The following is a 17,558-nucleotide window of genomic DNA, read 5'->3' as shown; positions in this document are numbered from 1 at the left end:
GAAAACTGTCAACCAATTCACACGAATTTTCTGTTTCTTTTTAGGAGTTAAGAAAATGGATTTCAGGGAATAGTATGTAAAAATAAATTCATACATACGAAAGGACGGAAAACGTCTTGTTTAATCGCATCTTTTTTATTGCCATTCTGATTGGTGTACCGCTTTCTGTTATTGGAAGTATGCTGCATTGGCCTGCCGTACTTCTTTTTCTCATCTATTGTGCAACAATCGTTGCTCTTGCAGGTTACATGGGCCGCGCTACAGAAAGTTTGGCAATTGTAGCAGGGCCACGAATCGGTGGACTTCTAAATGCCACATTCGGAAATGCTGTTGAACTTATCATTTCTATTTTCGCCTTAAAAGCCGGCCTCATAAGTGTAGTATTAGCGTCATTGACGGGTTCTGTACTCGGAAATCTTTTACTTGTCGGAGGATTGTCCTTTTTCATAGGAGGATTAAAATACAAGCAGCAAAAGTTTAACGTTTATGATGCCCGCCATAATGCCGGACTGCTCATTTTCGCTGTTGTAGTCGCTTTTGTTTTCCCTGAGGTCTTTTCTTATAAACTGAACGATGCCGATTCCCTCACATTAAGTGTATGGGTTGCTGTAATCATGATTGTTCTTTATATCGCGCTGCTGTTGTTTAAGCTCGTTACCCACCGCGGTATGTATCAATCAGAGCACGATGCAGCACATTCAGATGAAACGGCAGAATGGAGCAAATGGAAGGCATTGATTATTCTTGCCCTTTCAACTATTGCCGTTGCTTATGTTTCGGAAAAGCTTGTTCATACATTTGAAGAGGTGGGTGAAACGTTAGGCTGGAGTGAAGTCTTTATTGGGGTAATCATCGTAGCAATCGTAGGTAACGCGGCTGAGCACGCGTCGGCGATTATCATGGCTTATAAGAATAAGATGAACGTCGCAGTTGAGATCGCGATCGGTTCAACGCTCCAGATCGCGATGTTTGTCGCACCGCTTCTCGTATTGGTTTCCCTGTTTTTCGAGAGATCAATGGCACTTGTATTTACATTGCCTGAACTTGTTGCAATGGTGTTAGCTGTTTTCCTAACCATCTCCTTAACAAGCGATGGGGACACGAACTGGTTTGAAGGACTTACCTTGCTAGCCGCCTATGTGATCATGGGTGTCGGGTTTTATCTACTTTAATAACAGATCGGTGAAGGCTGTTTCCTGGGCCTTTGCCGATTTTTTGTGTCTGGAACAGCAGGAATTTCTATTAAATTCGCTATCGTGAAATTAATCGAAATAACGTGAAATTATTGGGATTAATGTGAAAATAAATGAAATAACGTGAATATATTAAAATTAATGTGAAATTAATTTTTCCATATATAACGCTGTATGGCTCAGAAACACAGCCCGCTAATATGTACTTTCTATGCGTACACCCATTCCAATCTTTCATCTTCATATAGCAAAACAGGCATAAAAAGCATAAAAATTTGATAAAGTTTAATATAAAGGACAAGTTTAGGCGGGTGTTTAGATGGAAAATTACTTATCGATTGGATCATTTCCTGTAAAAATGGTGTGGTTGGCGATTTTAGGCTCAGCATTGATCGCGTATGGAATCATTCATGTAAAACTTAGAAAAGAATCAGATAAAAAGCAGCTAATGGACGTGTTAAGCCATGCTGTCGTACTGTGCTGGTTCGTATGGAAACTCAGCTATGCGGTGCTGCATCCCCTATTAATTGTTAAACAGCCGTTTAACATTCTGTATTTTAACGGAGGAGAAACATGCCTTGTTCTCGGCATAATCGTTTCTGTTGTTTATCTATTATGGACTTCTGGAAAAAGAGATCTAGACCGGAGCAGAGTATTTTACACAGGAATATTAGCTCTCACCATCTTCTTTTCTTTTTATTATGGAGCGCATTTTGCCGCTACTAAACTTTTAGCAGACGGGTTAATTTCACTGTTTTTTTCAATCCTCTCCATCTATTTGTATACGGCAGGCTCATTTGAGTTACGAAAAACCGTGTTATCTATGCTTGTAACCGCACTCTTTTTTTCTGTCCTTACCAATACCCCGCTTGGAGGCAAGAAAGAGGAAGCTGTTTCAACGGCTGCATCTGGCATCAAAAATGGAAACGCTGCACCTGATTTTGAACTAACAACAATTGCAGGAGATAAGGTGAGACTTTCTGACTTAAAGGGAAAAGTCGTGTTTGTTAACCTCTGGGCAACATGGTGCCCACCATGTCGTGCAGAAATGCCAGAAATGGTTCGTTTTTATAAAGATTATTCTTCAAAGAACGTAGAAGTACTCGCGGTAAACTTGACTGACAGCGATTCTGAAAAAGAAGTAAAGAAATTTGCAAAGGAATATAAGCTGAACTTTCCTGTTTTATTAGATCCGGATGGAAAAGTAGGAAATACGTACAAAACGGTCACCATTCCAACAACTTTTATCATTGATAAAAAAGGAATCATTAAACAAAAGCATATCGGGCCAATGAGTTACGAGATGATGGTCGATTTTTATCAATCTGCTCAATAAATTTTATAATGAAATACAAAATGCTGGCTCACTCACCTGTTTGATAGGTGTATTAGCCAGCTTTCCGTTTGTGTATGCAAGTAAAATTCGAAAAATTCCACGGTAATCCATTCTTTATTCACGGTAATTCCAAATAAATTCACGGATAAGGGCAATAATTTCATGGATAAAAATATTTAAACGCTTTTCGACACAACTGGTAAGGCAAGCCGGCTCTAAATCTTCTCAAACAAATACAGTTTCGCATTCTGCGGTCTGCCTAATTTGGGTCCTTTAAAGCCTCTTCGGATTAGTTCTTTTCTCATAAACATCATGAGTGCACCATGACTGACTACCAATGTATTTTCGCCGTTTCCTTCTAAGATTCGATCAACAACTTTGGAAACGCGCTTCTCCACATCGGTTCTGCGCTCGAGCTGTGATTTATGGTTAAAAAACCAAGCTGTGCGAATACATAAAGGGTAAAGAATCATCGGGATTTTGATATCTCGTTTAAAAAAGGGATACACAGGAATTTCACGAAGCTCATCTGTTTTGATAAGCTCGCCATTATATATTTTTTCTGCGGTAATTTCTGCTCGTCTAACCGTGCTGGAATAGCATTGATGCCAAGTAATTCCGCCTAAGTCCACCTCAGTTTCTTCCACATCTGACGCTTCATACTCTCTCATCCACTGATCAAATTCGGACGGTGTAATCCACTTTTCAGTCGGGTAGCCTCGTGTCACTTTAAAATGACGTACCAGTCCAATCTTCATTCTCTATCACTGCTTCCTTCCTCTATGTATGGTCTTTCCGCTATCTCTTTTAATGCTTTTGCTCGTCTCACTAAAAAATTCGTCATGTATTTTTCTAAAAACAGCCAATCTGCTAATCTGCCGATCATGCCTAACGGTGATGTATAGTGAAAGTGGTCCACCATTACCGTTCCGCCCTCTTTCTGTTCAAAGGTGTGCGTGTGAACGAATGAGTGAAACGCTCCTTTTACCATCACGTCTACAAACATACGGGGGCGATCCATCTCGACGATTTTTGCAGTAAGTCTTTGTCTCACGCCAAGATGCACTGCCTCCCATGTAACAGAATCACCTTTTTCCATTAGACCTGTCGTTACTCCTCCTACTGCTCTTTCTTTTGTATGAGAAGTTGTTTTTGTGTGTACTTCAACGTTTCGAGCAAGGTCGAAGCACCGTTCTGGTGAAGCTTTTATGAATTCATGATGTTCGATAATAGGCATTCCTAAATCTCTCTTTCTTTACGGTTTAAAAAACAACACCCCTCTCATTGGGGTGCTGCTCACATTAACTAACTATTCCACGCATAAAAAGAAATTCCTCCACTGACATGATCCTTAAAAAAAGAGATCAGATCCGGCAATGTAAAATATCTTCTATAATCCTCGTTTATCCCGAAAACATCTTTTACATAGACAATCCCGAGCTGCTCTTTTTTATCAAAGAGAATTAAGCCATAGCCATCCCTCATCGTAAAGATAACCGGACACCCAAGGTTCAAACTGTGGGTAAACTGTTCCCGATTATGAACTGGTATTAATGACTCCTGTGTATAAAGCGGCCCTAAAAACCACTGCTTCACTTTGTCTTTTATACCCATGTCATTCACCCCGCTTATACAATCATATGCGGGAGATGCTACTTTTTTCCAAAATGATTTTAAGCAACCCTTCTTCATTCGTGTATGTTTCAATCACATCAAAACCACTTTTAATATTTAAAAGTAACATACCGCGCCACTTGTTCATCGTTTTGGTTTGCACAACAGAATAGCCTTTTTCTTTTAGATACATATGCTGCAGATTCATTAGCTTTGCAGCAACTCCGTGTCCTCTATAAGTAGAGTCCACGCCTCCTAGCCAGCTGTAATACTTGCTTTGATTCAGCTCATATCCGATTTTATAGCCAATTAAGACGTCATCATGCCGAGCAACAACAATGGTTAAATGAGGTTTAGATTCATTTTGGAAAGAAGGTCGCTCGAATCACCAAATATGTTGTGATGAAGAGCAAGTATACCTTCTAAGATCTCATCCTTTGGCAATGACTCAATAAGTGAGTATTTAATTTTCAAAACAAACCCCTCCCCCATTTATTATTTATTATCTAATTTGATATAGTGGCAAGCCCCTTATACCTTTTACCCTAACAAAAAAAACTGACCAATATAAGCATATACTGGTCAGTGTCCTTCACTCTATTAACTTACTAAACGCTTCGTTTCCTCAAACTCTTCTTGAATGATAGCGCTAGGTGCCTTCGTCATCAAGCTCACAACCACAATGGTTAGGGCACATGCGATGAAACCTGGGATGATTTCATATACATCTGCAAACGCTGGGATCAGCTCCCAAACGATAACTGTTGCAGCTCCGACTACGATACCAGCAAATGCTGCCCACTTCGTCATTCGTTTCCAATATAGGCTAAACAATACGACCGGTCCGAACGCTGCACCAAATCCAGCCCATGCATAGCCTACTAGATTCAGAATCGTTTCACTTGGGTTCAGTGCCATGACAAAAGCGATCACGGCAACCGCCAGAACAGCTAAGCGCCCTACTAGCACAAGCTCCTTATCAGAAGCAGAGCGTTTTACGAATGCTTTATAAAAATCTTCTGTTAAAGCACTTGATGTTACGAGCAGCTGAGAAGAAATCGTGCTCATAACAGCAGCTAAGATCGCAGCTAACAAGAATCCTGTAATAATCGGGTGGAACAATACTTCTGATAATATAATGAATACGGTTTCCGCTTTCGCCTCACCTAACGGAGCACCAGCTTGATTAAAATAAGCAATCCCCACAAGACCTGTAAACATCGCTCCAACAATGGAGAAAATCATCCATCCCATTCCGATTCGTCTTGCGCTCTTCATTTCTTTTACAGACGTGATCGCCATAAAACGAACAATAATATGCGGCTGGCCGAAATAACCTAATCCCCAAGCTAGCAGTGAGATAATGCCGATCAAGCTTGTCCCTGTGAAGGCATCAAGCAGAGTTGGGCTGATGCTCTCGATTTCGTTAAACGAAGCATCCCATCCTCCAACTTTTAAAATAGCAACGAGCGGAACTAAAATGAGCGCTACAAACATGATGGTTCCTTGGACAAAGTCCGTATAGCTTACCGCTAAAAAACCGCCAAATAACGTATAAATAATAACTACTCCAGCAGTAAGTAGAATTCCCCACATGTAGTTCAGACCAAACGCTGTTTCAAAAAGCTGACCGCCGGCTACCATACCAGACGATGAATAAAAGGTAAAAAAGATCACGATGACTAAAGCAGATGTAATTCTTAAAATGCGAGATGTGTCCTTAAAACGATTCTCAAAATAATCCGGAATCGTTATAGAGTTGTTTGACACTTCTGTATACGTTCTGAGACGAGGTGCGACAAATAACCAGTTTAAATAAGCACCTGCACACAAACCGATCACAATCCACCCTGCACTCAACCCTGAAACGTACATCGCACCCGGAAGACCCATCAACAGCCATCCGCTCATGTCTGATGCACCTGCACTAAGTGCCGTAACAGCCGGCCCAAGGTTTCTGCCGCCTAGCATATAGTCCGTGAGGTTATCGGTCTTGCGATACGCGTACAATCCGATCAGCACCATGCCGATCATATAAAGACTAATTGAAAAGATAACTCCAAAATCCATATTCAGTTTTCCTCCTGTCTTATCTTGATGTAAAAACGCTTTCAATATTTTTAAAATTTAAAAAAGGAACATTTTTATTATAAAGACATTTTTCGACAAAAGAAATAGATTTTTTTTGGAAAAGCTACTTATTTTGTTGCTTAGCGGTTGCCAATACAAGGTGGTTTCGCTCATAGGGAGCCATGAATCCACAAGTTTTAGTGCTGAATCCAAAAGTTTTAAGGCTGAATCCATAAATTTGGGTGCTCAATCCACAAGTTTTGACTGTTTATCCACGAGTCTACAAGCCTCGACAAATTTCGCTAGCCGCTACTAGCCACTTACTCGCTATTTCACCCGTCCTCACACAACAAAAAAACTGGAACCCATCACAAGACGTTTGGGCGCCAGTTTTACTTAAGTTATAGTTTTTTGCGTCTTAAACGCTTGACCTTAACAAATTGATTCGTAAACTGATCCAATTCTTCGTCCCGGTAAATGTAGAAAAACCGATGGTGATGGCCATCTTTCATTTCTGCCAGATCACACTTCATGTAATCATCCAGCTCTTGACGCGTCAGTTCGACTGTATACATTTTGCCGTGACTTGGAATATCCAATTGGATCTCGTTTAAAAAATGGAGTTCTTTAAATAAATAAATAGAAGTATCAAGGAGAAATTCACAGATTAAGTCTTCTGTTCCAAAGTAGTGTTGAAAATGTTCGCGTGTAAACGCAATATGAGGTACGTTCCGTTTGTAGGTAGAATAGTCGCCGTAAAAAACTAGCTTAGCCCGTTGGCTTTGAAGTTCATAATGCTTAACAAGACCGTGGCCTTTCATTTTTGACACAGCCGTCCGGAAACGATAGGTATCGCGGGCAGCCAATTGTTCGGCCTTATTTTGTGGATGTGATGCTTTCGGTGCATGCTGAGTTTGACAGCTGTCTTCTACAAGGTGTCCAATTTTAAAAGTATTTTTCAGAAAAACGATCGAGAATGATTTCCTTCTCATAGTATGCGCCTCCAGCTTTCGCTTTTTTGCCTGTTTTTAGTATACGACTAAATACAAGAAAACCCAAGAGGGGAACTTCCGACAAATTTCTAGCTGTTTTCCATTTCCCTCTTTGAACGCTCTTCTTTTGTATAAATAACCTGCATCGGATTGCCGCCAACGAAAGAACCTTCTGGGACATTTTTGTGGACGAGTGTTCCGGCCGATACGATCGCACCATCACCGATCGTGACTCCAGGCAGAATCGTGGAATTCGCACCGATCATCACTTCATCACCCACAATCACATCACCAAGGCGGTATTCTTTTATTAGATATTCATGAGCTAAAATCGTTGTGTTATAGCCGATCACGCAGTTCTTTCCTACCGTAATTCGTTCAGGAAACATGATATCTGGCATGACCATCAAGGCAAAAGCCGTTCCTTCACCGACTTTCATCTTCAAAAACGTACGGTACAGCCAATTCTTAACGGGTAAGAATGGCGTATAACGAGCGACCTGAATCGCAATGAAATTTTTCACAACTTTCCAGAAAGGTACCGTATCATACACCTGGTACAACGAGTTTCTTCCATTAACCGGATAACGCTCTGTATTACGCAATTATCTCTCTCCTAAAACATCCAGCAAATCCGTCATTTCATTCAGCATGAAATCTGGATTAAACTGCTGCAAATAGTCGTTGCCGCGAATGGTCCATGCCACACCCGCTGTTTGTGTTCCTGCATTCTGACCAGCTAAGATGTCATATTTGCTATCGCCTACCATGATGGCGCGTTCTGGCGTTGAATCCAGCAGTGCAAGCGCTTTTTGGATCGGCTCTGGATCTGGCTTCGCTTTTTCAACATCATCAAGCGTAACAACCGTTTGAAAAAATTTGTCGAGTCCAACAAGTCTCAAACCCATCTCGACGGTATTTCTCATTTTAGTCGTTACAATGCCCAGTTTATAACCCTTTTTATACAATTCTTCGACCGTTTTAAAAACTCCTTCAAACTCTGTTACAAGCTCATCATGATGAGAGATATTATGTTCACGGTATGTTTGGACCAAGTCTTGCACTTTTTCCTTGTCGAAGAGCTCCATCGTTTCTACAAGCGGCATCCCCATTAACGGAAGGATATGCTCACGGTTGTACTGCTCTGGAAAATGTTTATCCAGTGTATATAGAAAAGAAGCGATGATCAGTTCATTTGTATTAATCAATGTTCCGTCTAAATCAAATAGTATGGTGTCGCGTTTCATGTTGAAATTCCTCTCTTGTTAAACGATTTTTCCGCTCCATTTTGTTCCAGAAATAGGCTACGACAATAGTTAATACGATTGCGGTGACGACTCTAATGATCAAGAGCGGAAGCACCGGAATACCTAGCGGAATAAAAACAAGCGTATCTTCTACAACAGCATGACAGCTTACAAGAAAAATAAAAGCTAGATACAAATCTTTCTTTGATACGCCGTCTTCCTTCGCTGCCTGCATCATTACACCAGCTCCATACGCAAGACCGATCGTTAGGCCAGCAGCCATTGTCATGGACGTGTTTTCTTTCATTCCTAAAAGTTTCATAGCAGGTGCCATCCAGTTCGAAAACTTGTTCAGCCAGCCTTTGTCTTTCATAAATTGCATGATGATCATAAGAGGAATCACAATCAGTGCCAGCTGCAGAATGCCAAGAGATGCTTTTTCAAGCGCGGTGAGCGTGATTTCTCCCCAGCCGCTTGGTGCAGCTTCCGGCTTAGGCATAAAGCCGTATTGCGCTTTTTCCGTTCCGCCATCCCATAAAAGGTTGATCATAAAAGCTGAGAACAGCGCTAACCCGATGCGAACAAGCAAAATCACCCATAGTTTAATGCCAACGCTCGCTGCAACACCTGATTCTATAAAAAGGTTATGAGAGAACGAAAGCATAACAGCCAGAATAAATACATCCTGAACCGTTAATGAATCAAGTGTTAAAATACCGCCTATTCCGGCATAAAGGTTAAGAAAGTTCCCGAGTACAAGCGGAATCGCCGCTTCACCCGGAAGGCCGATCCATTTCATTGCGGGTGACAAGAATGCAATGATCCAATCCAATACAGGAGTATGACTGAGTAACGTAATGATTAATGTTACGGGAAAGATGATTTTCCCGAGCGTCCAAGTGGTTTTCAAGCCTGCAAGTGTGCCTTTTTTTAACGTTTCCACTTTTCATTCGCCTCCTTAACTTTCTAAATAGCGCTTTTGGGCTAAGCCTGCTTTTCTTCTGTAGATCCAAATGATGACTGCCGCAGCAATCCATACTAAACTTACGACTTGCGCGATGCGAAGAGAAGTCCCCCATACGATTAAACTGTCCGTTCGCAGCCCTTCTACAAAGAAACGACCGATTGAATACCAGATGATATACGTTAAGAAAAGCTCTCCTCGATGAAGATTGACTCTTCGTAAATAAAGCAAGACGATAACGCCGAGAAAGCTCCAAAGGGACTCATAGAGAAAAGTCGGGTGATAATATGCACCATCAATATACATCTGGTTGATGATAAAGTCCGGAAGCATCAGTGACTCTAAAAAGCTTCTCGTTACCTCTCCTCCATGGGCCTCCTGATTCATAAAGTTGCCCCAGCGCCCGATTGCTTGACCGAGCAAAATGCTAGGTGCTGCAATATCAACGAGTTTCCAAAAAGAAATGCCTCTTTTTTTTGAGAAGATGAGTGCTGTTAAAAATGATCCGATAAGTGCACCGTGGATCGCGATTCCGCCTTCCCAAACAGCAAGAATCTTACTTGGGTTATCTTTATAAAAGTCCCATTCAAACGCCACATAATAAAGTCGCGCACACAAAATGGCAACCGGTACGGCAACCATGACAACATCAACAAAAGTGTCTTTGGCAAGTCCCCGGCGTTCTGATTCTCTTACAGCGAGCCAAAGGCCAAGCATTGCGCCAAAACCAATTATAAGTCCGTACCAATAAATCGTGATGGGCCCTAGCTCGAGCGCAACACGATTTAAAGGCTGAATCGTTTCTTCCACATTCTCCACTTCCTTTTAGTTTCTATAGATCGTCGTCATCTCCAGCTTCAATAACATCTGTCAGACGATCTGAAAATTGCTGTGCAGCGTTCATGCCCATTCTTTTTAAACGGAAGTTCATCGCTGCTACTTCAATAATGACGGCTAAGTTACGTCCAGGACGGACAGGGATCGTTAAAATTGGAATCTCTGTATCAATGATCTTTGTTGTCTCTTCTTCCAATCCTAGTCGGTCATACACTTTTTTAGAATCCCAAGCTTCAAGATTCATAACAATCGCAATCTTTTTGTAGTTGCGGATCGCTCCTGCACCGAACAGTGTCATCACGTTAATGATGCCAAGACCGCGAATCTCAAGCAGATGTTGAATGAGTTCAGGCGCGCTGCCGATCAGCGTATCTTCATCTTCCTGCCTGATCTCAACAGAATCATCTGCGACGAGTCTGTGGCCGCGCTTTACGAGTTCAAGCGCCGTTTCACTTTTCCCTACTCCTGAGTTACCTGTAATCAGCACACCGATTCCATAGATATCAACAAGTACGCCATGCTTGGCAGTCGTTGGCGCAAGACGGCTCTCTAAATAGTTGGTAATACGGCTAGAAAGACGCGTTGTCGTTACCGGTGAACGCATAATCGGCACACCGCTTTTGTGAGAGGCTTTAAGCAGTTCTTTAGGAACTTCAATATCGCGTGAAACAATAATTCCAGGTGTCTCATCTGTACATAGTGCCGTTAAACGCTCCATACGTGTTTCAGGATCAAGTTCCGAAATGAACGATAGCTCTGTTTTTCCGAGCAGCTGAAGACGCTCTCCGGGATAAAAAGTAAAATACCCAGCCATCTCAAGACCAGGTCGTGAGATGTCGCTCGTTCGAATCGTGCGGTGAATGCCTTCTTCTCCACTAACGAGCTCTAGTTGAAATTTTTTAATTAATTCATGAATATGTACCTTCGCCATAGGGTCCTCCTCGACATTTTCCAATGATTCTATTGTATCACTTCACCCTTGGTTTAACCAAAGACTACAATCGGTTATTTCTGTTGGGACCAACCGTATACATCTACTGGTATTGTGTTAAAAGTCGTTTCTTTATGAAGGGTCATACCTAGTTTAGAAGCGACTGAGATGGATTTTTTGTTATTTCGCTGAATGAGGCAGATGAGTCTTATGATTTCTAGTTCGTTGATTGCGTAATTTTTGAAAAATGCTGCGGCCTCTGTTGCATAGCCGTTTCCCCAATATTCCTTAGCGAGCCAGTAGCCAATTTCGTATTCTTTCTTTCCATCGACTGTTTGTTGAACCACTCCAGCATGACCGATAGGCTGCTCCGTTTCTATATGTAGAATAAGATACAAACCTCTTCCTTCCCGATAACCTGGCAGCAGCCATTCTTCAAAGCTTTTTTTTGATTCTTCTTTTGTCCGGGTTACACCTTTGCCGATAAATTGAACGACGTCTGGATCAGCCCATAAAGACGCAAAGAACGGAAAATCACCGTTTGTATAGCACCTGAATTGAAGACGTTCTGTTTCCATTTTCATTTGCCACCTTTACATAACAAAGACCGTTTGAAAAATACAAACGGCCTTGAATTTGTTGTTTATTTTTTTATCGTTATTGAAATTTTATCATGAACAGCTAGCTTCTGACTTGGTTTCGTTAGACAATTGTTTAAAAGAATAGAGCCGCATTTAATTCTTTGAGCGATCTCAGTACGGCTCCATCCTTCTATATAATCAGCGAGCGTACGGTCCAAACGGAAGTTTCCATCAGCTCCTGCAATATTGATTTCATAGGATTGATGATCTGCTACAGAAAGTGATATCTTTTCACCTTCCTCAATTGCTTGAAACTCAGAAGGAACAAGTGTCGCTGGATCCACATGATTGGTAAACGATTTATAACTATCAAGCTTTTTGTTCCACGAATGATTCTTCGGACACTTATATATCGCAAACTGATAAATGTTTTTACCGTTCGCGTTATGTCTTCGTATTGTCGTATCTGTAAAAATTGTGACCTTTCCACACATTTTGCATTGTTTTTTTACCGTATCGGCTTCTTGTTTTTTTAGTAGTTTTAAAGAGTATTGTTTCGTTTCCATTCGAAATTCACCTCGTATTAGTAGCGAGGGAATACAACTTCTATTTGAAAATCTTGCAGAACGAAAAAAGCCCCCCTATAACAAGGAGGCTTTGGAACGCATCGTTAAAAAACGCAACGGACTGCAGTTCGCTGTATTTCCTCTGTAATGGGATATAGACAGACTTCTCCCGTGGTCAAAAACATGTGTTTTTTAACGGCTGAGAAGCGATCCAATTGTTTTCCATTACAGATTAGATGTTGGCATACAGGTCACTGAAGTTCCTTTCTTTCAAACAGATTAAATTCATTTTACCACATATTTACTAAAATGGGTATAAAAATACCTCTCGCATTTCACGAGAGGTATTTTTGATTATTTGTAGATTACTACAGCACCTACAGATTTGTCTTTTGCTTGTCCGTTAACACGGATTTTCAAACCGTATTCTCCTAGTTTTCGTCCAGCATCAGGCATGAATGGATTCTCAAATGACTTGCTGTCGTCAAATAAAGAAACTGCTGGCTGACTTGGAAGCGATAGTGTTTGGGTAGGATAGATTAAATCTAATCCTGAAGTCGGATTTAAACCAAATGCAGCATCTGCAATGTGGTAGCGTGAACTTGCTTTAACACCAGTGCTCCAATTTAAATCTGTATTTACGTGTGCATCAACTACACCTACGAAGCCTTCACCCGGGTGAATTCCTGTCCAGTTGTCCGTATATGTTGGATCAACATACCAAACTACTAATCCACCATCGTAGCTCATTAAAGAGTTGCCTCGTTTAATGTTTTTAAGACCCATGTCTACACCAGAATGATTTCTCCACTCTAGTAAATAATAATGGTCACTATATTTGTGTCCATCAGACTTGGTAAAACCACCTGCTAAATCAAATGTTTTGTTATTTGTTTCTGCTCCATCTTCAAAAATTGAAGCGCCATCAGCTGTTACTTTTATGTTATCTACAAAAAATCCTTGTTCACTTGTACCCCAATCAGTAATATAACGGAACTTTAATTGGATTTTTTTCCCTGCATATTGAGTAAGATCAAACTCTTGATTAGTCCATCCATTTGAATCACCCGTGAAACCAGGAAGGTTTGGTGCAATTGTAGGATAAGCACCTGACACTGGATTAGAATTAGTATTCGTATTCCCTAACGATTTCCAATTAACACCATTATCTGTTGATACTTGTACAAACGCATAATCCCAATCTTGCTCAATTTTGTACCAAGAGTCAAAGTTTAACTTAGCAGTACTTTTACCTGTCAAATCAACATTTGTCACCATGTTTGTATCAATTTCATCCTGTTGCCCGCCCCAATACTGATAAGATCCAGCAGCAGGTTCATTAACGAACGTCTTCTTTTGTGGCAGGTTTACTTGAATAGCTTGATGATTTGCACCATTAGCTGAGTTAGCCTGATCTAGTAAAAATTGCGCTCCTTTAGAGGAAACATCTTCCCATTTTACAGCAGTTGGAGTTGTCCAATTTCCTCCCAAAGTTGATTGGAAATATGATTTCGCTAGAGGTGAGAAACCTGTTGGTTCTGTTCCGCCAATTTTACCAGCCCATGATCCACTCGCCATGATTGACCAGTACCCTACAGCTTCACCGGTACCTGAATAGATCGTGTCATACTCATCTGGATATCCCAGATCATGGCCATATTCATGAGCGAACACTCCAGTCGCTCCGTCTTCTGGCATCATAGTGTAGTCATAGAAGCCTGGTTTACCTTTACCTAGACCATCGGGATCAACAAGTGTTGCTGAACGATGAGACCAAATCGCATCATTTCCTAGAGAACCACCACCCGCTTCTTGACCAACGCCAGAATGAATGATCATCAGGTGATCTACTAAGCCATCTGGCTCAAGAACATTGTTATCTCCATCTAAATCATGCGGATCTTCTAAGTCATAGTCTTCTACTGGTACATTAGCAGCAAGAGCTGCTTTGTAAGCATCTGCAACTAGTTTCTTAGAACCCCCTGGAGTTACGTTGTCATGACCTCCGGTTGACTTGTCAGCACCATAATATTTAGCAGTCCCTGGCATCTTTAACCAACCATAAGCTTTACCTTGAACTGAATACGTGCCACCAGATTGCTGTTCATAGAATTGCTTCATTGATACGAAATTTTCACCATTTGGTCCTTTTACTCCGTTATCTCCAAAAATCATATCTTCATAGTGTGATAGTGGATAATCAGGATAATAGTTATCTGTTTCAGTAGATTTAATATTGTTATGAGCAAAATCAGAATATTCTACTGCAAGAACTAAAACTTTATCTTTTCTAACTGCACCTGTATACTCTGTTTCACTTACAGGATCTGGCTGTTTTTTATATTGTCCGTTCTTTTTCCCGTTACCATTTAAAAGGCCATTATTAAAACCTTTAAATTCACGCTGTTTTTCAGCATCTGATGCTTTAACTTTCGCAGCTAGAGGATCATTTTCCTTTACTCCGCTTTCTTTTCCTTTCAATTCAAGATACTCGTGAAGAGCTGCATCCTTTTGTTTTGCAGAAGAATCTTTCGAAATAACCCCTTGTTTGATAAGTGACTCTAGTAATCTTTCCTCGTTTACGATAGCAAGATCCAAACTAGAATGCGAATGACTGTGCTTCCCCTTCACCACTTCATCCAAAGCCGTTTGTACTTTAGCATCCACTGAACCCGCAAACAAAGAAGATGAAGCTAGTCCAAGTGATAGACTTGTTGCAAGAAGCGTTTTACCCCAAACTTTTTTGCCCTTCCCCATTACGTCCCCTCCTGATTGACTAATATGAATATTCAGATTTTTAACGCTACTAAAATGTACCATATCGTCTAATATTTGAAATTAGACTAATTTACTACACAAAGTGAAATAATGCTAGGTAATTATACTTATTTTTATTTTAAAAACAATTCTTTCTGCACCAAACGCTTGTTCATCCAGTTTCATATATACTTCTTTTGTGATAATACTTAAGCCTTTTAACGATATTTCTATGAGCTGTTTTGTGTGCTCTAATTCCGCTCGACAAGAGTAGTCTATTTCTTCTAATTTTTCACACAAAAAAACACCTCTGTTTCCAGAGATGTTTTTACTCTTTATTTTCTTTTACGCCTTTTCTTCAAAGGTTCTAACACGAAATTCGTTAGGAACATATTGAGCAAAGATATGATGATGGCAGCGATTAAAGCCATACCGAAGCCATCGATATTAAACGAATCACCCATTAATTCTGCTGTTAACGATAACAATGCCGCATTGATGACGATCAAAAATAACCCCAGTGAAAAGATAGTTACAGGCAACGTTAACAAAACTAAGATGGGTTTTAGAAAAACGTTGAACAGTGATAACAATACACTTGCTGAAAGTGCAGCAGTGATATTTTCTATATGAAAACCATCAAAGTAACCAGCTACCACCATTAACGCAATTGTATTAATAATAAGAGATGCCAGCCAGCTCTTCATTTACACGGTATCCTCAGGCATAACGGCCATTGCGATAAAATAGGCTAACCCTACCGGTATAACAGCCGTGAATAAAGCAAGTGCCACTGTACCTAGCCGAACAACCGTCGGATCTAGTTCCATGTATTCCGCGATACCGCCGCAGACTCCTGATATTTTTGCATCGTTTGATCTTTTAAGTTTTTTCATGATGTGCGTCACCTCTATTTCGCTTTTAACACTACGACAGAGCCTGTTTTTGCTTCTGCTTCCAACTTAAATGGTGGCCAGCTTGTGCCTTTATTCGCAATAAAAGAAAGAAACTTGCGTGTTACCTCTTTCTTCTCTTCTCGAACTTCTACTGATTCAAAGTCACAGACAAACCCGCCTACTATGGTTTTTAAAACAGCATCAAGCTCTAACGTTTCTGGAAATTCTGTTTCTATTTTTCCCGTCACCGTCTTAAATGATGCATAGCCCTCCGCAGCAGAGGTAAACTTACAATAAATCGATCCGTTTATCGTTTCTGAGCGCACTTGTGATGCATCAACAGTGAGTCGGACAGGTCCATTCATGGTTTCCGCTTCAACATCTTTAAACTGACAATCATTTAAAGTCAGCGACCCGTTAGCCGCAGTGGCTTTGACATTCTCACCCGTACAATGATTGATTGCAATAGCTCCTACCGTCGTCTTAATGGTAATCGTTTTGGCATGTGAATCACTTATTTTAACAGGTCCATTAAATGTTGTAACTTTAATGTCATCATATGATTCTCTCGGGATCGAGATGACTGCGTTTACTTTTTGATGTTTGTTTCTAGAATAAAAACGCATCTTAGTCGCGTCACAATCATAGAAGGTTTCATTTCTGAATTTCGTTTTAGCTGAAGATCCCTCTGGCACTTTATACACATGTGCATCACATTCTACTTGCACATCTTTCCGATCCCAAGGCACGATGGTAACTGAGCCATTGTACACTTCAATGTCCATGGATTGAAACATTACGTGACTGTCCTGAAACACATAGTGTACAGGTTCTGACGGCCCGAAGTTCAAATCAAAGTCAACCGTCTTAATCCGTTTTACAACTCTGTCAAAAAATTTTGCTACTTTATAGCCTGACGTCGGCATTTTTACAGCAGTTGCTCCACTAACGGCTTTCTTTTTGAGATTGAGTGAACCGATCGTACTAAGCTGCATCTTTTTCTTATCATTAAGGGCATACAAAAGTTTCTCGGCTTCTTCAGCAGAGATTTTTCCTTCGTTCAGCATGGTTAAAATCATTTTCCGTTCTTCCATACATTGACGCCTCCTTTTGGATTCCGTCACCGGCGTCGGCTGATTCTAGGATGACTGAGACTTTCCGGTATTACTTGTACTAAATTTCATTATGAAAGAATTACCTTTATTCCTTTAACAATATTCCAGATCATCACAATTAATGTCAGAGTACCGAAAATGAGTGCACTAATAATGATCGCGATCAGATGATATTGTGTTTCAAAAATAATAATAATGCCAAGCGGAACTGCAATAATGGGCAGCAGATGTGATAGAAATGATTTTTTGGCATGCTCCATCACTTCAGAGTCATCTGCTATAAAATAAACAGCAATCGGAAATAGAAAAGGAGCAAAAAATAAACTGAAATAACAAAGTGCTGAAATTGCTTTTTTCGAGCCTTCATTCATGAAACAAGACCTCCTGCTTTAATTAAAACGATGTACGAACGGTGTGCAAGCAAAAGGCACGTGCCTTTTTTACTTCGACCTCATAAAA

The 17,558-nt window shown here is 40.6% G+C and carries 21 protein-coding genes; 2 read left to right on the top strand and 19 right to left on the bottom strand.

Features of this window, described 5'->3' with window-relative positions; translation table 11 throughout:
- The first annotated feature begins 86 nt into the window (after positions 1-86).
- Entirely contained in the window at positions 87-1,172 is a 1,086-nt protein-coding gene (gene cax / locus AWM68_RS19785) for a calcium/proton exchanger (RefSeq protein ID WP_269446802.1), read from the top strand.
- A gap of 340 nt (positions 1,173-1,512) precedes the next feature.
- Positions 1,513-2,529 carry a peroxiredoxin family protein gene (locus AWM68_RS19780; RefSeq protein WP_066245639.1) on the top strand — a complete coding sequence of 339 codons (1,017 nt, stop codon included), beginning with the start codon at positions 1,513-1,515 and terminating at the stop codon, positions 2,527-2,529.
- Positions 2,530-2,744: 215 nt separating this feature from the next.
- On the opposite strand, the gene AWM68_RS19775 is transcribed toward AWM68_RS19780, so the two are convergent.
- The 19 genes from AWM68_RS19775 to AWM68_RS19685 form a co-directional block, all read right to left on the bottom strand.
- Entirely contained in the window at positions 2,745-3,287 is a 543-nt protein-coding gene (locus AWM68_RS19775) for a histidine phosphatase family protein (RefSeq protein ID WP_066245638.1), read from the bottom strand.
- Positions 3,284-3,766, bottom strand: coding sequence for an SRPBCC family protein (locus AWM68_RS19770; RefSeq protein WP_066245636.1), 483 nt, complete (start codon positions 3,764-3,766; stop codon positions 3,284-3,286). Before AWM68_RS19770 ends, AWM68_RS19775 begins: the two co-directional genes overlap by 4 nt.
- Positions 3,767-3,834: 68 nt before the next feature.
- A complete protein-coding gene (locus AWM68_RS19765) occupies positions 3,835-4,143 on the bottom strand; it encodes a hypothetical protein (RefSeq protein ID WP_066245634.1) in 309 nt (102 codons plus the stop codon).
- 22 nt (positions 4,144-4,165) lie between these two features.
- Positions 4,166-4,453, bottom strand: a complete 288-nt coding sequence (locus AWM68_RS21930; protein WP_331710062.1) for a GNAT family N-acetyltransferase — start codon at positions 4,451-4,453, stop codon at positions 4,166-4,168.
- A gap of 32 nt (positions 4,454-4,485) precedes the next feature.
- Positions 4,486-4,617 carry a hypothetical protein gene (locus AWM68_RS22055; protein ID WP_269446801.1) on the bottom strand — a complete coding sequence of 44 codons (132 nt, stop codon included), beginning with the start codon at positions 4,615-4,617 and terminating at the stop codon, positions 4,486-4,488.
- A gap of 126 nt (positions 4,618-4,743) precedes the next feature.
- Entirely contained in the window at positions 4,744-6,213 is a 1,470-nt protein-coding gene (gene putP, locus AWM68_RS19755) for a sodium/proline symporter PutP (protein WP_066245631.1), read from the bottom strand.
- A 401-nt stretch (positions 6,214-6,614) separates the two neighbouring features.
- Positions 6,615-7,205 (bottom strand): hypothetical protein, encoded by a 591-nt coding sequence (locus AWM68_RS19750; RefSeq protein WP_066245630.1) that lies wholly within the window; start codon positions 7,203-7,205, stop codon positions 6,615-6,617.
- Positions 7,206-7,294: 89 nt separating this feature from the next.
- Positions 7,295-7,810 carry an acyltransferase gene (locus AWM68_RS19745; protein ID WP_066245628.1) on the bottom strand — a complete coding sequence of 172 codons (516 nt, stop codon included), beginning with the start codon at positions 7,808-7,810 and terminating at the stop codon, positions 7,295-7,297.
- Positions 7,811-8,452: a pyrophosphatase PpaX gene (ppaX, locus tag AWM68_RS19740; RefSeq protein WP_066245626.1), complete on the bottom strand. Its 642-nt coding sequence runs from the start codon at positions 8,450-8,452 to the stop codon at positions 7,811-7,813.
- Positions 8,427-9,395, bottom strand: coding sequence for a nucleoside recognition domain-containing protein (locus AWM68_RS19735; RefSeq protein WP_066245624.1), 969 nt, complete (start codon positions 9,393-9,395; stop codon positions 8,427-8,429). Before AWM68_RS19735 ends, ppaX begins: the two co-directional genes overlap by 26 nt.
- A 15-nt stretch (positions 9,396-9,410) precedes the next feature.
- Positions 9,411-10,226: a prolipoprotein diacylglyceryl transferase gene (gene lgt, locus AWM68_RS19730; protein WP_066245620.1), complete on the bottom strand. Its 816-nt coding sequence runs from the start codon at positions 10,224-10,226 to the stop codon at positions 9,411-9,413.
- Positions 10,227-10,248: 22 nt separating this feature from the next.
- The gene (hprK, locus tag AWM68_RS19725) at positions 10,249-11,184 is read right to left on the bottom strand and encodes an HPr(Ser) kinase/phosphatase (RefSeq protein ID WP_066245618.1); all 936 of its coding nucleotides are present in this window, start codon (positions 11,182-11,184) and stop codon (positions 10,249-10,251) included.
- Between the two features lie 74 nt (positions 11,185-11,258).
- On the bottom strand, positions 11,259-11,762 hold the full coding sequence (locus AWM68_RS19720) for a GNAT family N-acetyltransferase (protein WP_066245616.1): 504 nt from the start codon (positions 11,760-11,762) through the stop codon (positions 11,259-11,261).
- Between the two features lie 65 nt (positions 11,763-11,827).
- Entirely contained in the window at positions 11,828-12,331 is a 504-nt protein-coding gene (locus AWM68_RS19715; protein ID WP_066245615.1) for a hypothetical protein, read from the bottom strand.
- A gap of 354 nt (positions 12,332-12,685) precedes the next feature.
- Positions 12,686-15,088 carry an immune inhibitor A domain-containing protein gene (locus tag AWM68_RS19710; protein ID WP_066245614.1) on the bottom strand — a complete coding sequence of 801 codons (2,403 nt, stop codon included), beginning with the start codon at positions 15,086-15,088 and terminating at the stop codon, positions 12,686-12,688.
- 335 nt (positions 15,089-15,423) lie between these two features.
- Positions 15,424-15,795, bottom strand: coding sequence for a phage holin family protein (locus AWM68_RS19700; RefSeq protein WP_066245610.1), 372 nt, complete (start codon positions 15,793-15,795; stop codon positions 15,424-15,426).
- On the bottom strand, positions 15,796-15,984 hold the full coding sequence (locus AWM68_RS19695; protein WP_066245608.1) for a PspC domain-containing protein: 189 nt from the start codon (positions 15,982-15,984) through the stop codon (positions 15,796-15,798).
- 14 nt (positions 15,985-15,998) lie between these two features.
- Positions 15,999-17,078, bottom strand: a complete 1,080-nt coding sequence (locus AWM68_RS19690; protein ID WP_066245605.1) for a DUF4097 family beta strand repeat-containing protein — start codon at positions 17,076-17,078, stop codon at positions 15,999-16,001.
- An 89-nt stretch (positions 17,079-17,167) separates the two neighbouring features.
- Positions 17,168-17,470 carry a DUF4870 domain-containing protein gene (locus tag AWM68_RS19685; protein WP_066245604.1) on the bottom strand — a complete coding sequence of 101 codons (303 nt, stop codon included), beginning with the start codon at positions 17,468-17,470 and terminating at the stop codon, positions 17,168-17,170.
- Positions 17,471-17,558 lie beyond the last annotated feature (88 nt).

The organism is Fictibacillus phosphorivorans (genome assembly GCF_001619875.1).
Classification (GTDB): Bacteria; Bacillota; Bacilli; order Bacillales; family Fictibacillaceae; genus Fictibacillus; species Fictibacillus phosphorivorans_B.
This window is presented reverse-complemented; position numbering and strand designations above follow the sequence as displayed.